Genomic DNA, 21,216 nt, shown 5'->3' with positions numbered 1-21,216 from the left:
ATTTTAAGTGTTAGTGAATTAATTTCCATCAAAAGTGAATTTTTATTAAATAAATGTGGGTTTTGCCATTCTATTATGGATTTTCTTCCTATTGGCAAAACGCCCACCTGAACAAAGTGCTGCCCTCAGCAGCCAAATCAGGTGAACTTTAACATTTAAGGCCAGAAACTAGGTCGGCCATTTACTCAATACAGCTTGCGCAATCTTTAGCTTTGACTCAAACGTCCAACCTGCAATGTGGGGTGTGAGAATTACATTTTTACGAGAATATAGGCTAGTGTACAGTTTGTGCTCAGCTTCACTGAATGTTGATGTTTTTTCATTTTCAAAAACGTCCAGGCAAGCACCTAAAATTTTGCCTGATTGAAGTCCTTCTTCAACGTCTATTATTTTTACAACTGCCCCTCTGGAAGTATTTATTAAATAAAAAGGGCGCTTCATATCTTCGACAAATTTTTGATTAATGAGATGTCTGGTCGAAGAATTTAAATCAACGTGGAGACTGATGACTGAGCAATCAAGCAATTCATCCATGTTTTTGGCTATCACTACATTGTCATCTTCAAATGAAAGCACTTTGTTTGGATCAAAAACAATAATCCGACATCCAAAGGGTTTTAACAGGCGGATAAACGCTTGTCCGGTATGCCCGCAGCCAATAATGCCAAAGCACATGGATCCAAGTTCAAAACCTCTGTTTAGCTCTCTGTGCCAGCTAAAATTTCTCACTTCCTGATCCGCTCGAAGAATGTTGCGGGCCAAAGCAAGGAAGCTGGCAAGAGCGTGTTCTCCAACTGCCTGACAATTTGCTTCAGGTGTGTTAAAATAATAAATTCCTTTTTGGTTGAGATAGAGTGTATCCAAAGTATCCAGGCCAGACCCAAGTCTAGCAACACATTTTAGATGAATAGCTTTGTCAATCAATGCCTTATCCATTATGACCTTGGTATTCACTACAATTCCGTCATAACTTCCTATTATGTCATGCACTTCATTCAAAGTGATGGCTGGAGAGTATTCAACAAAATAACCTTTTATATTGAAACCACTAATCAGGCAGGGATGAACATCATCTGTTATCAGAATCCTCATACACTTCAATTTACATGAAGCAAGTTAGGAATAAATGCAACTTATCCTGAATTTGAAATTAGATTTTAAAAGAAGTAGCTAGAAATTTGGCAGATTCCGACTATTGAGGAGGAGGAATTGGAACTGAAGGAGCCACTTCAGCGCCAGACCCGGCCATAATAGCTACCAAAATGCACAATGCAAAAAGAATTGCAGCTAAATACCAGGTAAGTTTTTCAATAAAATCAGCTGATCTTGCAGCCCCAAACATTTGATTAGCACTTTGTCCGCCAAAAGTAGAATCTACACCTCCTCCCTTAGGATTCTGGATCAATACAACGCCAATTAAAAGTACACAATCAATGGCTATCAGTATGGTTATCAGCGTAATAAGCATGGATCAGGATTTTAGTTTTTTAATAAGGATTGCAAAGGTAGCACTTTTATCGGGAAACTTAATGGACAATTTTTCATACATTTTAATGGCTTCTTCCTTATGGCCCTGTTTATCAAGAAGTTGGGCCAATGTCTCGGAAACTACCTCCTCTTTTAGGTGTTGACTTTCTTCAACAAGCAATTGAATCTTTTCTAATCCTTTAGAGGTCTTCCTAACTTTGGTGGTTGGGTTAGATTGCTTCTGAACTTTGGTTCTTTTTGGATTCATTTCTTCCAGTAAGCTCAGCCAGGAATAAAAGCTGTCTGTGCTCTTTTCAGAACTGTTTTCAGACAATCCACTATCCGAATTACCAATTTGGCCTGCCTTTTTAGATGGTTGGGCTTGCTTTTGTGAAAGAGACTTATTGATTTTGGGCTTCTTAGATCTGGTTATAATGGTTTTTTTGGATTCCTCAACTTCAGAAGAATGTGCTTCTGATTGATCATCGTTTCGAGATTCTATTGGCTGAGCTGAATTTTCAGGGATAGACTGAATTTTCAAACCAGTTTCCATTACAGGTTCTGGTTTAAGTTCGGTCTGGACTTCAAAATCCTGTATAGTCTCTGCCGATTCAGAAATTTCAGGCTCTTCTGTACGCTCGACAATTACTGATGTCAAAACATTCTTTTTTTCTTCAGAATCTGACACATTTTGTAGATCGGGTTTACTTTGATCTGAAAATTTATTCCAATTTAAAGAATTACGGTAGAGCGTATTTTGAAAATTAAAATCTGCAGCTTCCAAATTATTTTGATCCAGATGAATAAAAAAATTATTGGCCAAAGGGTATCTACTTTTTAAGATTTCGATATCCTGAAGGTCTTCTTTTTTAATATTAATTTCTTCCATAAAAAGTATTACCAATTGGAAAATGCTTTATTAAAAATATCTTCCAGCAAGAGTTTATTGATGTTGGTTAAAAGCCTGTTTTCTTCTGTGTTCAAATTGAGAGATGCATCAAAATCCTCAAATCTAGAAAAGTTTGCATTCCAATTTGACTTTTCGTTCTTGGTGTTTTCACAAACGACTTCAAGAGTAACAGTGAGTCTGTTAATGGAGGTAAAGGATCCGGCTATAGGAGCTTGAGAGCTGACTGAGTATTGAGTAATCTTGATTTTGAATACAATGTCAGGATTGGCTGCGTTAAAAACTAACCTGGATTCTCTACGAATTTTATTGTTTAGAGCTTCAGCAAAATCATTTGGATAATAACCGGGTGCAGAAGCAGATATGTCTTTAATAGGTTCAACATTGAAGAATTGAATTTCCGGATCTATACTGGTTCCTTTAAAGGAATAGCACCCATAAAACAAACAACAAACAAGCAATATACAATGCTTCATATTTCGATGGAAAATTGCTTAATTTTTCGATACAAAGTTCGTTCCGAGATCCCTAATTCATCCGCTGCATCCTTCCTTTTTCCATTAAATTTTTTGAGCGCTTTCAGGATCATATCCTTTTCCATATCGTCCAAAGATAAATGTTCTTCTACCAATTCCACATTCTCAAATTCGTCCTTATTCTTTTGGATAATGATCGGTCTTTCGGTATGGCTTGTACTTGTATAAGATGGCCATGCAGGAGAAGAATTATTGGGAATGACTGTGATACCTTTATCCATTGATGGTGGCATTTCTAAATCATTGGCTTGTACCATTTGGACAAACATGGTTTTTAATTGGTTCAAGTCCTGCTTCATGTCAAAAAGCAGTTTATATAAAATTTCACGTTCATGGTAACCAGTAGCTTCTCCAGCCTGATCGTTACTGCCAATGGAGGGTAAGTTAGTCTGATGAATATCAGGAATGATTCGGAGTAAATCATTCGGACTTATATTTTTTCGATCTGATAGCACGGATAATTGCTCAACAGCATTGCGGAGTTCCCTTATGTTTCCGGGCCATGCATAATTTTCTATTAAAGACTCAGAGGCATCCTCCAGTTCTATCGGACTGGTCCGGTATTTTTCAGCAAAATCCTGTGCAAATTTCCTAAAGAATATTAGTATGTCCTCTCTTCTTTCCTTTAGCGAAGGCACCCTTATAGGAACTGTATTTAATCGATAATAAAGATCTTCTCTGAATTTACCACGTCGCACTTTTTCTAAAAGGTTAACATTGGTAGCGGCAATCACCCTGACGTTTGTTTTGAGTGTTTTAGAAGAACCAACACGTATGAATTCGCCGGATTCTAACACTCTCAGTAAAAAGGCCTGAGTATCTTGGGGCATTTCTCCTATCTCATCCAGGAAAATAGTTCCCCCATCAACCGTTTCAAAGTAGCCTTTTCGATCTGAAGTAGCTCCGGTAAAAGATCCTTTTTCGTGGCCAAAAAGTTCAGAGTTAATCGTACCCGCAGGAATCGCACCACAGTTCACAGCGATAAACTGATTGTGTTTTCTAGGGCTCAGGTTATGGATTACTTTTGAAAACACCTCTTTTCCTGTACCACTTTCTCCAAAAATCAAAACAGTAAGATCAGTCGTTGCTACACGAATGGCAGTGTCAAGAGCCTGATTAAGCTTATCAGATCTCCCATAAATTCCGTATCGTTGTTTAACTGCCTGAACACTTTCCATATATTTCTAGACTATCACACCGTTAAGTGTAGCACTTGATGCGGATTCAACTCTAACTGAAACATAATCCCCAACCTGAAGTCCAGCCTTTTTGGGAAATACAATCATTTTATTTTGTGAATTCCTGCCTTTAAACATTTGATCGGATCGCTTTGAATCACCTTCTATCAGAACATTGAAAATGTTACCAACATCTCTTTGATTATGCTGATAGCTTAATTGATTCTGAAGTCTGATAATTTCACTAAGCCTTCTTTTTTTAACATCCAACGAAACATCATCCTTTAATTTTTTGGCAGCAGGAGTCCCTGGTCTTTCTGAATAATGGAACATGTAAGACATACTGTAGTCTGACCATTTCATGATTGAAAGTGTATCCTGATGATCCTCTTCAGTCTCACTGCAAAATCCTGTAATTACATCAGAGGACACGGCACATTCAGGTATTATATTTTTTATAGAAGCGATACGGTTTAAATACCATTCTCGATCATAGGTTCGGTTCATCAATTTAAGGATCCTGCTGGATCCTGATTGAACAGGAAGGTGAATATATTTACAAATATTATCAAATTTTGAAATGGTATGCAACACCTCATCTGTAATGTCTTTCGGATGTGAAGTTGAAAATCTTACCCTGAGCAATGGATTTATCTCTGCAATCATTTCAAGGAGATTAGCAAAATTAATTAGTTGCCCTGTCTCCGGGTTTTCCCATTTATAGCTATCCACATTTTGTCCTAGCAAGGTTACCTCTCTAAATCCTTTGGAAAAGAGATCCTCTGCCTCAGCCATAATTGTAAAAGCACTTCTGCTTCTTTCCCTTCCACGAGTGTATGGAACCACACAAAAGGAGCACATATTATCGCATCCTCTCATAATTGAAATAAATGCAGTAATCCCATTACTGTCCAATCTCAATGGAGCTATATCTGCATAAGTTTCTTCCCTGGATAAAAAGACATTGATGGCTTTATCACCATCCATAGCTTGATTCACCAAACGTGGTAAATCTCGGTAGGCATCAGGTCCAACCACTATGTCGACAAGTTTTTCGTCTTCAAGAAATTTTGATTTCAGACGTTCTGCCATACAACCCAACACTCCAATAAGTAACTCCGGCTTACTCTTTTTGAGTTTGGCAAAGTCTTTAAGACGCTTGCGGACTGTTTCTTCAGCCTTTTCTCTGATGGAGCAAGTATTAAGCAGAATAAGCTCGGCAAGTTGAAAGTCCTTGGTGGATTGCAAGCCTTCATCTGAAAGGATGGATGCGACAATCTCAGAATCACTAAAATTCATTTGGCAGCCATAACTCTCTATATAAAAATACCGGGAGTTAGTTTGCTCACTTTCCCTTTTGTAAGCAAGAGCTTCCCCTTGGCGATTTTCTTCCAATATAGAATGGTTAGAATCTTGATGGTACATCATTTGATTTCAAAAAAAGAGGACAAATATAACTCTTTTGCAAGGAAATGACAAATTGTCAGAAACACCTAAAAGACTTGTAGGATATTTAAACATATATATATAATTAAATATCAAATACTTAAAGTTAAAAACCTAGTTTAATGGTGATTCTAAAATGTCAAGCAATTTGCATTTAACGTCATCATTCATTAAGCACCTAATTGTCAAAATTCAGATTTGAAAATAATTTTATAGGTTCTTTCAATTTGTTACAAAAGGGTGGCAAAAAAAGGCTATTTTTGAATGGTTTTTTGATTCTTAATTACATTTCATTTAACAAAATAACTGTTCAAATATATTTATGTCAGATTCTGGAGACCCGAAACTCGATTTCAACAATACGGAAATTGCATTTTCCTATAAATCAAATAAGGAGCTTATAAAAACTTACAGATTATTTCAGCTGATGAATAATCCTACTTTAGTTAAACTGGGTTCCCTCTTTGGTAACCTGGCTGCTAAGATGCCATTTGGAATAGGAGACCCTTTTATCAGAGAAACGATATTTTTTCAGTTTTGTGGTGGGACAAATCTTTTTGAATGTCAAAAAGTGGTCGACCGTCTGAATTTTAGAAACACACTTACGATTCTGGACTTTGGAGTAGAGGCTAAAGAGAAAGAAGAAGATTTTGAACATACCTTGGCGGAAAATATCAAAGCAATAGAATTTGCCTGCAGCAATCCCAATGTTCCAGTGATTTCAACAAAACTAACAGGCTATGTTTCAGTAAACTTACTTGAAAAAATACAATCAGGAGAAAATCTGAGTGAATTAGAAAAAAATCAATTTCAAAGGCTTGAAAATCGTTTTGCCCAGTTGTGTAAGAAGGCTCATGAAATGGGTGTTTCAATATTTGTTGATGCAGAAGAAAGTTGGATTCAAGATCCAATTGATCAGTTGGTTTTAAAATATATGGCCATCTATAATAAAGAGAAGCCGATTTTGTACAATACATATCAGCTGTATCGAAAGGACAGACTTAATTACCTGAAGGATAATCTAAAATTGGCAAAGGAAAATAATTTTATTTTAGGTGTTAAAATTGTCCGAGGAGCCTATATGGAGAAAGAACGGAAGAGAGCTGAGGATAAAGGGTATCCAGATCCAATTCAGCCTGATAAATCCTCAACCGATGGTGATTATAATGATGCACTTAGATTTTGCATTGATAACATTGATCAAATTAGCTTATGTAATTCCAGTCACAATTGGGAAAGTAACTTGTTGCAAGTGGACCTCATGACGCAAAATCAGATTTCAAGAGATCATCCACACATGAATTTCTGCCAATTGTATGGGATGAGTGATAATATTACATTCAATCTTTCAGCTCAGGGATATAATGTTGCAAAATATGTACCTTATGGTCCTATCAGAGAAGTTACTCCCTATCTTACAAGAAGGGCACAGGAAAACACCAGCGTTACCGGTGACATGAGCCGGGAATTAAACTTGTTGACCAAGGAAATGAAAAGAAGAGGTTTACTTTAGTAGTGTAATGATACTCCCTTACCTAATATTTTTACAGTAATGAATTTCTTACTGTCTTAAAGATGATCCGCACCAAGGGAATTGTACTTAAAGCTTTAAAATATAAGGAATCTAGCCTAATTCTTGATATTTTTACTGAAGACCAGGGATTACATTCATTCCTCATCAACAGTGTTTACAAAAAAGGAGATCAAAGGCTAGCGGCTATTCTAAGTGCAGGAAACATTATTGAATTAATTGCATATTTTAACGAACAAAAAAATCTTCATCGCTTAAAAGAAGTGCAATATGCCTATATTTATCAGGACATTAATTTCAATTTGGTAAAATCAGCAATTTCTACTTTTATATTGGAAATTTGTCGCAAAACAATAAAAGACAACCACCCTAATCCAGAGCTGTTTCAATTCATCCAAAGATGCTTAATTATTTTGGATAAACAAGAAATTGCGGATCCTGATTTTCATTTAAAATTTTTAATCAGATTAACAAAAATTCTTGGCTTCCAGCCTGCAAATAATTATTCTGGAACAGACAATTCTTTTGATTTGGAAAATGGTCAATTTTGTTCCTACATGATTCAAAGTCCTTACCACCTTGAGCCTGTTTTAAGTCAATACTTGCATGGCTTATTAAGTGAGACGGATTCCCAACAAACCATTCCAATTAAATTAAATAAATTGGATCGAAGGAAAATGTTGGACAGTCTTGCCCTGTACTACAGAATTCATATTGAAAATTTCGGGTTACTCAATTCACCTGATATTTTTAGATCTATTCTCTGAAAGTTTATACCTAATTCATCGAAGAAATAACTTTATGAATATCCTGTTTGTAAGCTTTGACAGCTGGCCATGCAGCTGAAAAGGCTCCAATTAAAAGTCCTCCAATTATAATCTTGACTTCGTCTTTTGAAAAATATCTGCCAGAAATATTAAACTTCTCTCCCAAATTAAAATACCCAGATGCAATTTCCAAACTGCCATGTGCTATAATAATTGCAATCAAAATTCCTATAATGCTGATCATCAATCCTTCGATCATCATTAAGACAAACAAATACATTTTTCCTGCTCCCCCCAATCTCATTATGGCCATCTCTATCTTTCTTTCTTCAAATGCTTGAAATAAATTGATGATGATTGCAAAAGTGGCTAACACACCAAGAATCAGTCCTATAATATTAAACAACTCGCTGGCAGAACCACTTATTTCATATAATCTGCTGATTTCTATTGCCGGATTAACTGCCATAAGTCCTGTGTTCTGATTAATATTTCTTCCAAAATTTAGAGTTTGGATATTATTGCCTTTGAACTTTAACAATAAGGCAGTTATAGCTCCACCTTTGGAATTATTCAAATCCTCCTTTGAATTAACAGTATGCTGTAGGCTATCATTCTCTGAATGAGGATGTATTTCCTGTTCCTCTTCGGCAACTTCATCATGATGCATGGACCAATAAGTGGAAATATTGGTAAAAATTAATCTGTCTTTTATAGTTCCGCTTGATTCCAAAATTCCTTTGATAGTCAGAGCCTGATCATGTTTATGCAATGCATCCTCTTTTACCAAACCATGGTTTGATTGAATTTTATCCCCAACTTTTAAATGTTGAGCTTTGGCCACTTCTGAACCAAGCACTGCATCAAAATCATTTTCAAAAAAAACTCCTTCTCCTATTTTCAGTTGCATAAATGGAAAATATTCAAAGGTGGTTCCGATAATTCTATAATCTTCATAACTATCCCCACTGGATATTGGAATACTTTGTTCGATTAATGGATGCTTAGGATTTAAAAATGGCTTTAACTCATTTGTAGAAATATTTCCAGTAGGTGCATCTACATACATAACATTGCACATAACAGATTGTAATGGGCTTCCTTTACTACATAATATGAGGTCGATGTGTTCACTACTTTTGCCCAAATGTTGACTAAATTGCTCATTCACCAAAAGGATTAATAAACCCAAACTTGCCGCAATGCTCATGAGCAATACCACAAACAGAAACCTGGCGGGTCTGAGCATTAGATTTTTCCAAGCCAGATAAAATAGATTCATCGCAAAGAGATTTGGTTAGAAAACTTTGACTTTAACCTTGCATCATGACTGACGACAACCAAAGTGGCTTTTTGATCATGGCAACTATTTAATAAGACATCGGCAATCAATTCTGCATTGACATCATCCAGTGAAGAGGTTGGCTCATCTGCAAGAATCAAATCAGGTTCTGTCACCAAAGCCCTTATAAACATAAGACGTTGTTGCTCACCAAGTGACAACGAAAATGTTTTGCGGTTTTTTAAATTAATTAAATTAAATTTCTCTAACCAATTGATTACTATTTTATGGTCGCTTACTCTTTTCTTGGCCAAATGTCTTGCTAAAATAAGATTCTCCAGAACGGTCAAGGATTTAATAAAAATAGGCCTTTGTAGACAAATTCCAATGTGCTGACCTCTGAAAAAATCCAATTCAGACTTTGATAATTTTTGGATATTTTGATTCAATATTTTTACCTCTCCGAATGAAGGATTCATAAGTCCACAGATCATGTGCAACAGACTGGTTTTTCCACTGCCTGACGGACCATGAATTAAAAGTGTTTCGCCACTTACCAAACTCAAATCTGGAAATTTCAAGGATTTCCCATTCTTAAAATCAATTCCCAATCCATGGGTATGAAGTGTCATGGCTCAAAATAATTTATTATTGATAATAAAATTGAAAATACTAAATCAACATCAACCGAATTGATAAATATTTTTATCGGGTTAGATACATATATCGTTTGGAATCTAAATCTCTAAAGAATGGGTCATGCAAATCTTTTATGTAGTAAATTGCCTCACCTGTAGATTTCATTTCTGGACCGAGACTAATATCAACACCAGGAAACTTATTAAATGAAAATACAGGAACTTTAATAGCGTACCCCTTTAATTTATGAGTGATTGAAAAATCCTTTAACTTATGCGTACCCAACATTACTTTTGTAGCAATATTCAAATAAGGCACTTCATAAGCCTTTGCTATAAATGGGGTAGTTCTTGAAGCCCTGGGATTTGCCTCAATTACATAAACCTGTTCACCTTTAATGGCAAATTGAATATTGATCAAACCTTTGATTTCTAGCTTGAAGGCAATCCTTTTTGCATATTCGATCATGGTCTCAATACTCTTTTCAGAGAGGCTGTAGGTAGGTAAAACTGCAGAACTATCACCTGAATGTATTCCAGCAGGTTCTATATGTTCCATAATTCCCATAATATGAACTTCATCTCCATCACATATTGCATCGATCTCTGCTTCCTTTGCTCGTTCAAGAAATTGATCAATGAGCACTTTATTGTCAGGCATATGTTTGAAAATAGACAGCACATGCCTTTCCAACTCTTCATCGTTAATAACAATACGCATTCTTTGTCCTCCAAGTACATATGAAGGTCTTACCAAAACAGGATAAGATATTTTACGTGCAACTTCCAGCGCTTCATCAGCATCTGTTGCAACTCCATAAATTGGATAAGGAATTTCCATTTCTTTTAGCAAGTCTGAAAATCTACCGCGATCCTCTGCTATATCCATACTGTTAAAACTTGTGCCTACCAAACGAATTCCTTTGTTGTGAATCCGCTCAGCCAGTTTTAAAGCCGTTTGCCCGCCCAATTGAACAATGATACCATCTGGTTTTTCGTGATCAATGATTTCTTCAATGTGCTCCCAATAAATTGGTTCAAAGTATAATTTGTCTGCCAGATCAAAATCTGTTGATACCGTTTCGGGATTGCAATTCACCATGATGGCTTCCATCCCCGTTTCTTTAATAGCCATCACCCCATGAACACAACAATAATCAAATTCAATACCCTGTCCTATCCTATTCGGGCCTGATCCTAAAACAATAATTTTCTTCTTATCTGTAGTAACGATGCTTTCATTTTCCTGATCATAACAGGAATAGAAATAAGGCGTTTTAGCCGGAAATTCGGCTGCACAAGTATCAACCGTTTTATAGATTCTGTGTAATCCTATTTTTTTGCGAAATTTGGTTACATCCTTATCTTCCACACGTAATATCCATGCAATTTGGGAATCAGAATAACCATTTTTCTTTAATTCAAGAAAAAAGTCCGCAGGAATATCTTCTGGAAGGTTGTACTTTAACAATTGCTCCTCCATTTGGACCAACTTTTTAATTTCCCGAATAAACCAGGGATCAATTCCCGTCAACTTTTGGACAGTTTTTTCCGGTACTCCCAGACGAAGTGCATCTTTTAGTCTGTAAATCCGGTCATCACTTACTTTTTCCAATCTTTCCAAAATATCCTGAGTATTGAACCACTCTTTTTTATCTGCTCCCAGGCCATGACGGTCATTTTCTTGACTTTGACAGGCTTTCTGGAGTGCTTCATTAAAACAACGCCCTATTGCCATGACTTCTCCTACAGATTTCATCTGCAACCCTAACCTTGAATCAGCTCCCCAGAATTTTTCAAAATTCCATCTTGGCATTTTGACAATTACATAATCTAGAGAGGGTTCGAACAATGCACTTGTTGTTCCGGTAATTTGGTTTGGTAATTCATCCAATGTATAACCCAATGAAAGTTTTGCCGCAATTTTAGCTATTGGATAACCCGTAGCCTTACTCGCCAAAGCACTTGAACGACTTACTCTCGGATTAATTTCTACTGCAATTAATTCCTCATTAGCGGGATTTTGAGCAAACTGTACATTACAGCCTCCAGAAAAATTGCCCAACGATCTCATCATAGTGATGGCATAATCTCTCATCATTTGAAATCCTGTATCAGATAAGGTCATGGCAGGTGCGACTGTAATCGAATCACCTGTATGGATGCCCATTGGGTCAAGATTTTCGACCGTACAAATGATCACAACATTATCCTTTTGATCCCTCAGTAACTCTAATTCAAATTCCTTCCATCCTAAAACAGCCTTCTCAATTAATACTTCGTGTGTTGGAGAAGCGTCCAATCCACGGCGCAAGGCGTCATCAAACTGATCTTGCTTATGTACGAAACTACCCCCTGTGCCGCCAAGTGTAAAAGAAGGCCGAATTACAAGAGGAAAACCTATGTGCTGGGCGGCCTCTTTTCCTTCAAGAAACGAATTTGCAATTTGGGATGGAGCTACTCCGATACCTAATTTTACCATGTGGGCTCTAAACTTCTCACGGTCTTCTGTAAGTTCGATGGCTTCTATATCGACTCCAATCATTCTTACATTGTATTTTTTCCAAACGTTCTGTTTATCCGCCTCTATAGCAAGATTTAAGGCCGTTTGTCCACCCATGGTTGGTAAAACAGCATCGATCTGTCTTTCCTCCAGAATCTTAATAATACTTTCAACCGTAAGTGGCCATAAATAAATGTGATCAGCCATTACTGGATCTGTCATAATGGTTGCAGGATTGGAATTAATCAAACTGACTTCAATCCCCTCTTCTCTCAAAGACCTGGCAGCCTGAGTACCTGAATAATCAAATTCGCAGGCTTGTCCTATGATGATGGGCCCGCTCCCTATGATCAGGACGGATTTAATTGAACTATCCTTGGGCATATAAAAATTTGCGCAAAGATAAGTTCTCAAGGGCATTACATATTTAAAAAATCAAATACCAAAAAATCATTTTTTGAGGCTGTTTTTTAGCAAAAAATTCTGTTTTTATAGAAACATGACAAAATGTAAGTCTATTTTTTGTTAATTATTTGCAAATAAATTAAATTTTGGATAAAAACTCTTGTTTTGACAGAAAAATCTGACAGATTTTCAACTTTATCTGATTGGCACAGTTTTAATGACTTGAGTATGTCCACCAGGGACATTTTTTGTATAACTTTTTAATAAATCTATATTTTATGAAACCAATTAATGATAGAGTGATCGTAAAACCGGCAGCGGCCGATGAAAAAACAAAAGGGGGAATAATTATTCCGGATACTGCAAAGGAAAAACCTCAGAGAGGTGAAGTTATTGCTGTTGGTCCGGGTAAGGAGGGTAATATGATGACTGTAACCAAAGGGGATGTTGTATTGTATGGAAAATATGCCGGACAGGAATTTTCCTATAAAGGTGTCGACTATCTGATTATGAGAGAAGATGACATTTTAGTGATCATAGAGTAATTTTTAAATCATTTAAACATATTATTAAATTTTATATATTATGGCAAAAGACATTAATTTCAATAGTGAAGCCAGAGAAAAGTTAAAGAGCGGAATTGACAAGCTGGCGAATGCGGTTAAAGTAACACTTGGACCTAAAGGACGAAATGTGGTGATCCAGAAATCATTTGGTGCACCTCAAATTACAAAAGACGGGGTCACAGTTGCAAAGGAAGTTGAACTTGAAGATGCAGTAGAAAACATGGGTGCACAAATGATTAAAGAAGTGGCATCTAAAACTGCTGACATTGCTGGTGATGGTACTACAACAGCAACTGTATTGGCTCAATCTATGGTAAATGCAGGTCTTAAATATGTTACCGGTGGTTCAAATCCAATGGATTTGAAAAGGGGAATTGACAAAGCTGTATTGGCCATCACTGCTGATTTAAAAAAGCAGTCAGAACAAATTGGAAACGACTTTAATAAAATTAAACAAGTTGGTTCTATTTCTGCAAACAATGATGAGGAAATCGGAGGTCTGATAGCAGATGCGATGAAAAGAGTCACTAAGGATGGTGTAATTACCGTAGAAGAAGCCAAAGGAACGCATACTTATGTTGATGAAGTAATTGGAATGCAGTTTGACAGAGGGTATCTTTCACCGTACTTCATAACGAATGCTGAGAAAATGATCGCTGAATATGATAATCCATATATTCTGATTACTGATAAAAAAATCTCCAATATGCAGGAGATCGTTCCCATTCTTGAGAAAGTAGTTTCATCAGGAAGACCTTTATTAATCGTAGCTGAGGACGTAGACAGTCAAGCACTGGGCGTTCTTGTTGTCAATAGACTTCGCGCAAATCTAAAAGTAGTAGCAGTAAAAGCTCCTGGTTTTGGAGATCGCAGAAAAGCTATGCTGGAGGATATAGCAGTTCTAACCAATGGTACTGTTATTTCAGATGAAAAAGGATATAAGCTTGAGAGTACAGAATTAGAGCACCTTGGCCAGGCTGAAAAAATCGAGGTGGATAAAGATAATACTACCCTTGTAAATGGAAAGGGCACCAAAAAAATGATTGAAGCAAGAATCAATCAAATCAAACAACAGATAGAAGGGACTACTTCAGATTATGATAAAGAAAAACTTCAGGAAAGATTAGCAAAACTTGCTGGTGGAGTTGCTGTATTATACGTTGGGGCCGCTACAGAAGTTGAAATGAAAGAGAAGAAAGATCGTGTCGATGATGCTTTGCATGCAACTCGGGCAGCAGTAGAAGAAGGAATTGTTGCCGGGGGTGGAGTAGCATTGGTGAGAGCAATTGATGCTTTGGAAAAAATCAAGAATGTAGTTAATGAAGATGAGAAATTCGGTATTGACATTGTTAGAAAAGCGTTGGAAGCACCGCTCAGAGTCATTGCAGAAAACTCAGGAGACGAAGCTTCCGTAGTGGTTATGCACGTGAAGGCTAAAAAGGGAGCTTATGGATACAATGCCCGTACGGGACAATATGAGGATCTTAAAAAAGCAGGTGTAATTGATCCTACTAAAGTTACTCGTATTGCTCTTGAAAATGCAGCTTCCATAGCCGCTATGTTATTAATGACTGAGTGTGTTATCAGTGACAAACCAAAAGAAGATAAAGGTCATGCACATGCACATCCGGGAGGGATGGATGGAATGATGTAATCTTTTATAAATTGAAGAATTCAAGTAACGGGTAGACAAAATGTTTACCCGTTTTTTTTTATTGAACTTTACACCAAAAATGCTCCTAAAAGAATAGAGATAATGAGTCCAAAAAACAATACAATAGAATAAGTTAATACTGCAACAAGAGTTTTTAAAACAGTGGTTGGAATTCTTTGATTATGCAAACACTTAAGTGCAAAATATAGATATAAAAGAAATCCCCAAAATAAATAACCGTAAACCCAATCCATACTAAAAAAAACATCCAAAATAAAAACAACAATTAAATATGTAAATACGGCTGTGTGAAAATGAATGGAAAAAATCAAGTATTCAAAATAATTTTTCCCCTTTCCCAGATACAGTAGAAATAGAATCAATCCAAAAAATGGCATTAGAAAAAACATTGCCATTGTGGTATTTTTCACGAATGTATGTATAAGATTAATTCCAAAAGTCCTGCTGTCTTTTTTTGCTTTTATGTATTGCTTCAAAAATTGTCTGTAAATAAAATTATTAGGAATTTTCTTTTCTAAAAGGATGGAATCATATTTAATTTCTTTAATGGGAAGTTTTACCAGTTCATCCAATTCATCCTCAGAAATTCTAAACTGTTGACTTAGTCCAAAATTAATATCCCCTGATTTTTCCTTATTCTTAACAGTCAATGGTGTCTGGATATAATCCGCGCTCTTAACGCTGTCCATATTTTGAATTTTAACCGAGTCTACCTCAACAACACTCGAATCGATTGACTGATTTGGCTGCTTATCCTTAAATTCAACCAATCCAGAATTACCATTATCTGCAATATCTTCGGTTACCTGGTTTGAGAATCTGTTGATGAAAATGAAAAAAATAACACTTATAAAAATATATAATCTGATTGGAGGCACAAACCGGGCGCGTTTGTTCTCAAGAAATTCACGGGTCATCCTGCCTGGATAAAACAACAAGTATTTTAGGCTTAGGAAAATTTTAGTGTCGAAATGAAATAACGACTCGAAGAACTCTAATAATAAATGCTTAAATGGCTGATTTGGAGCATGATTCTCTTGCCCACATGAAGGACAATAATTTTCTCCATGAATAAAATTATACCCACAATTGGAACAATTAATTGTTTTTATTCTTTTTCTTGCCATTTGCCCTTTACCAGCAAAATTAGGAATTAAGAATTTACTGCATGCGAAAAATATTACAAATTGAACAAGTGTGCAAGTGGAAATGAAAAATATCCCCTGGTTGCACTTACCGAATGCTTTAAAGCATGCCGAAAACCAGGGGATCAATTAGACTACTTCATCTTTATTTCATCGGCTCTCTTTAAAAAAATTCAATTGCAGTCTACAACAATATATGGCTAAAAACCACTTATGATCTTACATTTCTCTAAAAAATCTGGATTAAATCATCACTCCAGAAAGGAGTTGGCCACTTAAAGACGCTCCTTTCCGGGTCATGATTACCATCCTTAAAGATGCTATTCTGATTAAATTGTCGGCTCACAAAACTTCGCTCAGTCATGTCGCAGGCGATGGTAAACTCCTCGCTGTTATTTGGGCATAAGGATGGAGATAAAAAAACTACTCCACCACCTGCGGCATGCAAATATCCAGGTCCAGATATCTGAGCGAACGAAAAATCTAATACAAAAACTACATTTAAATAGAAGACAAAAATTAATATTTTATAGATCGGCATAATCAAATTAAATGAATGATAAAAATTTGGGTAGTGATGATATGCCGAAAGGATGTCACAATGATATGGGCATTTTGCAAACTGTGCAAATAAAAATGTACATTTAACTGAAAAATCAGGGAAAACCCATATAAAATGTTTTTTTCTTATCAGGGTAAACCCTGAGTTTTTTTCTAAATTGCGTCAAATTAGAAATTTATTTACTTGCCCTAGTTTTGGATTATTTACAAATGTTATGAATAAAACATCGGTTTGTTACTTAAAATAGTATGCCAATATTCATTCAAAAGAAAATCATGTCAGATATAAATTTCTTAATCTGGCAAATCAAAGAACCCGAAAATTTTTTTCGATCGTCTTTCCCTTGGACAGAAACTGAACTGGCCCAATTAATTGAAGTTCATCCTAAGAGAAGATTGGAATATCTGGCTTCCAGATACGTGTTGTACACTCAAACCGGAACCTCCGGGAGTCCGGAATTTATTAAAAATGAGTTTGGTAAACTAAAATTTAAAGAAGAAGGTAGCTTTCTTTCCATTTCCCATTCTGGAGAATACACCGGCTATGTAATCGGACCGAATGAGGTAGGGCTAGACATACAGATCTTTGACTTCAAGGTGATTCGCATCCTTCATAAGTATTTGAGCACAGATGAACTTGAATTTTTGAATTTGAATTTTATTAATCAGGAGGATCTTAAGGTGGCTGCAACATTGTGCTGGTGTGCCAAAGAAGCAGTTTACAAAGCTCATGGAAAGAGAGGAATTCAATTTAACAAACAAATTAACCTTGAATTACGTATGGAACAAAACCAATTGGTGATTCATTCAGCATCCTTATATTTGGGCAATGATATTATCCTGCATTATGCGATTTACCACCAAGTTGAGGCAAACTTCTGTTATCTGGTGGCCGCTAAAGACTGCTAAACTCGTTTGTTTAGGAATTTTGATAAGTTTGCCTGCCTGCCGTAATAATTCCTCAGGCACCACAGTCGGACTTGATCAAAATCTTAAGGGAAACAGTTATGAATCGCTTCCTGAGGATTTCAGGATGTTTTATGACCAGTTTCATTTAGACAGTAATTATCAAATCAACCATATTTTTTTTCCATTGGAAGGGCTTCCTAATCATGCTGATCCAGCATTTATTGGAAATGAAAAGTTTTTCTGGTCTGCAGACCAATGGATTTTCCAAAAATCAGGCTTTAAGGAGGATAATAGGTTTGAATCCAATTATCTAAATCTAAATGATGTTCTTATTGAAGAAAAAATCAAAGACATCCACAATGGACTTGTCCTGATCCGTAGATTTGCAAAGACTGGCGATGGATGGAGACTGATATATTATGCAGGAATGAATAAGTATACTAAAGTTGAAATAAGATAGAAACTATTGATCAGCCTATTTGAATAACGTATCTTTATTAAAATTTTATTTTTATGTCTATCAAAAGACCTTTCAACCTACACCAATGGATCGAAGAACACCGACATGAATTAAAACCACCGGTGGGAAACAGGAACCTATATCAGGAAGCTGGGGATTTTATTGTGATGATTGTGGCTGGACCAAATGCCAGAAAAGACTATCATTATAATGAAACTGAAGAGTGGTATTATCAAATTGAAGGAGATGTAACGGTCAGAATTCAGGAGAATGGAAAACCTGTGGATATTCCTATAAAACAAGGAGAAATGTTTTTATTGCCAGCAAACACACCCCATTCACCCATGAGACCAGAAGGCACTATTGGTTTGGTAATAGAATGCAAGCGCAAACCTGGAGAAAACGATGGGTTGCTGTGGTTTTGTGAAAAATGCAATGAAAAATTGCATGAAAGCTATTTTCCGCTGGAAAATATAGAGAAAGATTTTATTCCAAGATTTAAAGAATACTATGCCTCAGAATCTATGAGAACGTGTAAAAAATGTGGCGCAATTATGGAAACTGATCCACGATTTGTGAGCTGATTAATAAATATATTTTGATTAAAGCTTACTTCACATCCGATTTTCACCTTGGAGTTTCTGCAAAAACCCCTTCCCTGAACAGAGAAGCATTAATTGTAGAATGGATGGATTTTATATCAAAAGATGCAACCCATCTTTTTCTTGTTGGCGATGTATTTGACTTTTGGTTTGACTATAAAAGGGTAGTACCCAGAGGTTATATCAGAATTCTAGGAAAAATTGCCGAATTGAAAGATAAAGGAATTGATATTCGTTTTTTTACCGGCAATCATGACCTTTGGATGAAGGATTATTTGTGGTTGGAACTTGGAATTCCAATCTACCAAAAACCAATTCAGGAAAATTTAGGGAATAAAAAATTTTTTATTGGACACGGGGACGGCTTAGGTCCTGGCGACCATGGATATAAAAGACTTAAAAAGTTGTTTAAAAATCCATTTGCACAATGGCTATTTAAATGGATTCATCCGGATGTAGGTATTGACCTGGCCAATTACTTTTCAGGTAAAAGTAGAGAAGCACAGGCGCCCGTTCAGAATTTTTTAGGCCCAGACAAAGAATGGCTAATTCAATATGTTCATAAAAAGCATCCGGAAGTTCAAGCAGATTATTATGTATTCGGGCACCGTCACCTTCCTATAGATTACAATATCAATGGAACACAATCTCGTTATATCAATTTAGGAGATTGGTTGAATTTTCAATCATACGCAGAATTTGACGGAGAATCTCTACAATTGAAATTTTATAAAAATGATAAAGGAGTGGTTTATTCATAGCTGTGTGTTTTTTTCGCTAACCAACATCGGGATATCCCAAAAATATCTATTTCAGGACTCATTTTTACTCAATGCTTCGACCATCTATATAGACAAATTAAATCAAATATATGCTTTAGATAAAAGCAATGCTCACTTATTAAAGCTTAATGAAGATTGGTCAACCAATCAAGAGCTTTCAAGTCCATTTCTCAATGAATATGTAACACTGGATGTGAGTGATCCAATGAAAATTATTTTATTCTTTCCTTCCTATTCGAGTGTTCAAATTCTGGACGAAAGTCTAGGTACACTTTCGGATGAGCATTATTCTAATTTTAACACAGAAAGTGCCATTTGTTTTTTTAGCACAACGCAATATTGTTTTTTTGCTGAGGGTAAAATTCATTTAAAGAATATACTGGATCAAAGAATTGTCAACAGTGAGTCCATTTATTATGAGCGGGACAATGAAATTACATCCACTGTATTAAAATCAAGTGGTAAAGAAATTTTTCTGTTACTTCCCGGAATAGGACTATGGCAATTTTCCGGATTCCTTAATGAAGAATTCTCAGTAGAAGACAGCCAGATAAAATCAATTGACTTAAAAGACAACCAATTATTCTATTTGAAGGAAAATCAAATTTATCAATGGGAAAAAGGATCCAAGCCTTCTGAGCCCATCTACAAAAGTAATTTCAAAATCAATTCTTTTGCTGTAAATTCAAAGTATTTAATAATTGCTGAAAATAATCAGATCAGGAGATTTCGCTGGTTAAACTAACTTTTACTCCATCTGATCAAAAATCAGTGCTTGGCAAATAATCATTAAAGTGTCAAAACTCTAGTAAGTTAGATTAACTATTAGGAATTATTTCTTAAGAAAAGATTTTATCTGATTCCCGGAAGAAAATTTCAAAATCAAATGATAAATTCCTTGATCTAAATTTGAAACATCCACTTTATTGCCGTTGGAAATGAAACCATGTAAAACTTCTTGTCCAATAAGATCGATTATTTGATACCTTATAGGTTCTACAATATCAGACTTTAGATAGAAATAGTTTGAAACAGGGTTTGGACTTAGTGTGATGGAATTCATCAATTGCTCTTGCGATGAAGAAAGTACATTTTGAAAAAATACACTTTTAGTTCCTCTTAAAACATTGTCAAATGTATTTTTACCATTATCATTGGCCGCCATGCCCACAAAATAAAATTTAATGCTATCCCCGTTCAGGCTTGTTGGCGCCTTCCAACTGAATGAATAAACAGATTCCCCGTTGGTTAATGCTCTTGCACTTATCTGTCTGATGTATTGCCTGTTAAAAGTCCTGCCAATTGCTACACCAGAACCTGCTCCTGCTACAAATGTTCCAGATCTCATATTCAGAGCATCGAGACTTGTAATCTCAAAACCTGAGGTCAATGCATTACTCTTCTGAACAAAATTTAAATTATAAGTCTGACCTGGCTGGATGGTATCCGGGAGTCCCTCAAGATTTACTGTACCAACAAAGCTTCCACCACTATGACAATTTGATTTAGCGCAAGTTAATTCGCCGGGGGCTCCTGTGACTTCCAATTCCGGATTCCGAGGCTCCATGACCGATTGTACAAATAGAAAAACAATAAATGAGGAATAAACAATAAATTTCATATGGTCTTGAAGTTTCGAAATGAAGCGCAAATCTAATTATTTGTACTTGAATCTAATTGTTAAAATTGGAAATTACATAATCAAAGCAATTTATTAATGAATATTAAGAAATTATATTCTGTAAATTGCTTATTTAGTGTATAATATTTTAATTAGTAGTCGTTTTTTCGAGTATTACAAAATTTTTAATAAAATCAAATGATTGATTAAGACCCCATAATATCAAATATAAACT

Annotated in this window: 21 protein-coding genes; 9 read left to right on the top strand and 12 right to left on the bottom strand. The window is 35.8% G+C overall.

The genetic code is table 11. From position 1 onward, the window contains the following. Positions 1-168: 168 nt before the first annotated feature. From IPJ53_02855 to miaB, 6 genes are all read right to left on the bottom strand, one after another. Positions 169-1,092: a phosphoglycerate dehydrogenase gene (locus IPJ53_02855; GenBank protein ID MBK7798029.1), complete on the bottom strand. Its 924-nt coding sequence runs from the start codon at positions 1,090-1,092 to the stop codon at positions 169-171. A gap of 100 nt (positions 1,093-1,192) precedes the next feature. Then, positions 1,193-1,468: a preprotein translocase subunit SecG gene (secG, locus tag IPJ53_02850; protein MBK7798028.1), complete on the bottom strand. Its 276-nt coding sequence runs from the start codon at positions 1,466-1,468 to the stop codon at positions 1,193-1,195. A gap of 3 nt (positions 1,469-1,471) precedes the next feature. After that, the gene (locus tag IPJ53_02845) at positions 1,472-2,356 is read right to left on the bottom strand and encodes a hypothetical protein (GenBank protein ID MBK7798027.1); all 885 of its coding nucleotides are present in this window, start codon (positions 2,354-2,356) and stop codon (positions 1,472-1,474) included. An 8-nt stretch (positions 2,357-2,364) separates the two neighbouring features. Further along, positions 2,365-2,850 (bottom strand): hypothetical protein, encoded by a 486-nt coding sequence (locus IPJ53_02840; protein MBK7798026.1) that lies wholly within the window; start codon positions 2,848-2,850, stop codon positions 2,365-2,367. Further along, positions 2,847-4,088 (bottom strand): sigma-54-dependent Fis family transcriptional regulator, encoded by a 1,242-nt coding sequence (locus IPJ53_02835; protein ID MBK7798025.1) that lies wholly within the window; start codon positions 4,086-4,088, stop codon positions 2,847-2,849. Before IPJ53_02835 ends, IPJ53_02840 begins: the two co-directional genes overlap by 4 nt. A 6-nt stretch (positions 4,089-4,094) precedes the next feature. After that, positions 4,095-5,513 carry a tRNA (N6-isopentenyl adenosine(37)-C2)-methylthiotransferase MiaB gene (gene miaB, locus IPJ53_02830; protein ID MBK7798024.1) on the bottom strand — a complete coding sequence of 473 codons (1,419 nt, stop codon included), beginning with the start codon at positions 5,511-5,513 and terminating at the stop codon, positions 4,095-4,097. A 343-nt stretch (positions 5,514-5,856) separates the two neighbouring features. Here miaB and IPJ53_02825 point away from each other — a divergent pair, with 343 nt between their 5' ends. Beyond that, positions 5,857-7,047: a proline dehydrogenase family protein gene (locus IPJ53_02825; GenBank protein MBK7798023.1), complete on the top strand. Its 1,191-nt coding sequence runs from the start codon at positions 5,857-5,859 to the stop codon at positions 7,045-7,047. Positions 7,048-7,109: 62 nt separating this feature from the next. Further along, the gene (gene recO / locus IPJ53_02820) at positions 7,110-7,832 is read left to right on the top strand and encodes a DNA repair protein RecO (GenBank protein MBK7798022.1); all 723 of its coding nucleotides are present in this window, start codon (positions 7,110-7,112) and stop codon (positions 7,830-7,832) included. 10 nt (positions 7,833-7,842) lie between these two features. Here the strand turns inward: recO and IPJ53_02815 are convergent, their stop codons facing one another. The 3 genes from IPJ53_02815 to carB form a co-directional block, all read right to left on the bottom strand. After that, on the bottom strand, positions 7,843-9,114 hold the full coding sequence (locus IPJ53_02815; protein MBK7798021.1) for an ABC transporter permease: 1,272 nt from the start codon (positions 9,112-9,114) through the stop codon (positions 7,843-7,845). Then, on the bottom strand, positions 9,111-9,746 hold the full coding sequence (locus tag IPJ53_02810; GenBank protein MBK7798020.1) for an ATP-binding cassette domain-containing protein: 636 nt from the start codon (positions 9,744-9,746) through the stop codon (positions 9,111-9,113). The genes IPJ53_02815 and IPJ53_02810 overlap by 4 nt, the downstream gene beginning before the upstream one ends. A gap of 73 nt (positions 9,747-9,819) precedes the next feature. Beyond that, complete coding sequence (carB, locus tag IPJ53_02805; protein MBK7798019.1) at positions 9,820-12,639, bottom strand: carbamoyl-phosphate synthase large subunit; 2,820 nt, start codon at positions 12,637-12,639, stop codon at positions 9,820-9,822. 299 nt (positions 12,640-12,938) lie between these two features. Between carB and IPJ53_02800 the strand changes: the two genes are divergently transcribed. Together IPJ53_02800 and groL are read left to right on the top strand one after the other, a co-directional pair. After that, positions 12,939-13,205 (top strand): co-chaperone GroES, encoded by a 267-nt coding sequence (locus IPJ53_02800; GenBank protein ID MBK7798018.1) that lies wholly within the window; start codon positions 12,939-12,941, stop codon positions 13,203-13,205. 40 nt (positions 13,206-13,245) lie between these two features. Continuing rightward, positions 13,246-14,880 (top strand): chaperonin GroEL, encoded by a 1,635-nt coding sequence (gene groL, locus IPJ53_02795; protein MBK7798017.1) that lies wholly within the window; start codon positions 13,246-13,248, stop codon positions 14,878-14,880. A gap of 68 nt (positions 14,881-14,948) precedes the next feature. On the opposite strand, the gene IPJ53_02790 is transcribed toward groL, so the two are convergent. Beyond that, the gene (locus IPJ53_02790) at positions 14,949-15,839 is read right to left on the bottom strand and encodes a DUF3667 domain-containing protein (protein ID MBK7798016.1); all 891 of its coding nucleotides are present in this window, start codon (positions 15,837-15,839) and stop codon (positions 14,949-14,951) included. 436 nt (positions 15,840-16,275) lie between these two features. Further along, positions 16,276-16,587 (bottom strand): hypothetical protein, encoded by a 312-nt coding sequence (locus IPJ53_02785; protein MBK7798015.1) that lies wholly within the window; start codon positions 16,585-16,587, stop codon positions 16,276-16,278. Positions 16,588-16,883: 296 nt separating this feature from the next. Here IPJ53_02785 and IPJ53_02780 point away from each other — a divergent pair, with 296 nt between their 5' ends. The 5 genes from IPJ53_02780 to IPJ53_02760 are packed head-to-tail and all read left to right on the top strand — an operon-like array spanning position 16,884 to position 20,105. Next, a complete protein-coding gene (locus IPJ53_02780) occupies positions 16,884-17,516 on the top strand; it encodes a 4'-phosphopantetheinyl transferase superfamily protein (protein MBK7798014.1) in 633 nt (210 codons plus the stop codon). 28 nt (positions 17,517-17,544) lie between these two features. After that, positions 17,545-17,976, top strand: a complete 432-nt coding sequence (locus IPJ53_02775) for a hypothetical protein (GenBank protein ID MBK7798013.1) — start codon at positions 17,545-17,547, stop codon at positions 17,974-17,976. Positions 17,977-18,029: 53 nt separating this feature from the next. Continuing rightward, complete coding sequence (locus IPJ53_02770) at positions 18,030-18,560, top strand: 3-hydroxyanthranilate 3,4-dioxygenase (protein ID MBK7798012.1); 531 nt, start codon at positions 18,030-18,032, stop codon at positions 18,558-18,560. Between the two features lie 17 nt (positions 18,561-18,577). Then, on the top strand, positions 18,578-19,339 hold the full coding sequence (locus IPJ53_02765; GenBank protein ID MBK7798011.1) for a UDP-2,3-diacylglucosamine diphosphatase: 762 nt from the start codon (positions 18,578-18,580) through the stop codon (positions 19,337-19,339). Then, the gene (locus tag IPJ53_02760) at positions 19,314-20,105 is read left to right on the top strand and encodes a hypothetical protein (protein ID MBK7798010.1); all 792 of its coding nucleotides are present in this window, start codon (positions 19,314-19,316) and stop codon (positions 20,103-20,105) included. Before IPJ53_02765 ends, IPJ53_02760 begins: the two co-directional genes overlap by 26 nt. Positions 20,106-20,192: 87 nt before the next feature. Here the strand turns inward: IPJ53_02760 and IPJ53_02755 are convergent, their stop codons facing one another. Further along, the gene (locus IPJ53_02755) at positions 20,193-20,981 is read right to left on the bottom strand and encodes a T9SS type A sorting domain-containing protein (GenBank protein MBK7798009.1); all 789 of its coding nucleotides are present in this window, start codon (positions 20,979-20,981) and stop codon (positions 20,193-20,195) included. Between the last annotated feature and the right edge of the window lie 235 nt (positions 20,982-21,216).

The organism is Candidatus Vicinibacter affinis (genome assembly GCA_016714365.1).
Classification (GTDB): Bacteria; Bacteroidota; Bacteroidia; order Chitinophagales; family Saprospiraceae; genus Vicinibacter; species Vicinibacter affinis.
Note: the sequence above shows the minus strand (reverse complement) of the source record. Positions and strands in the feature narration are given on the sequence as shown.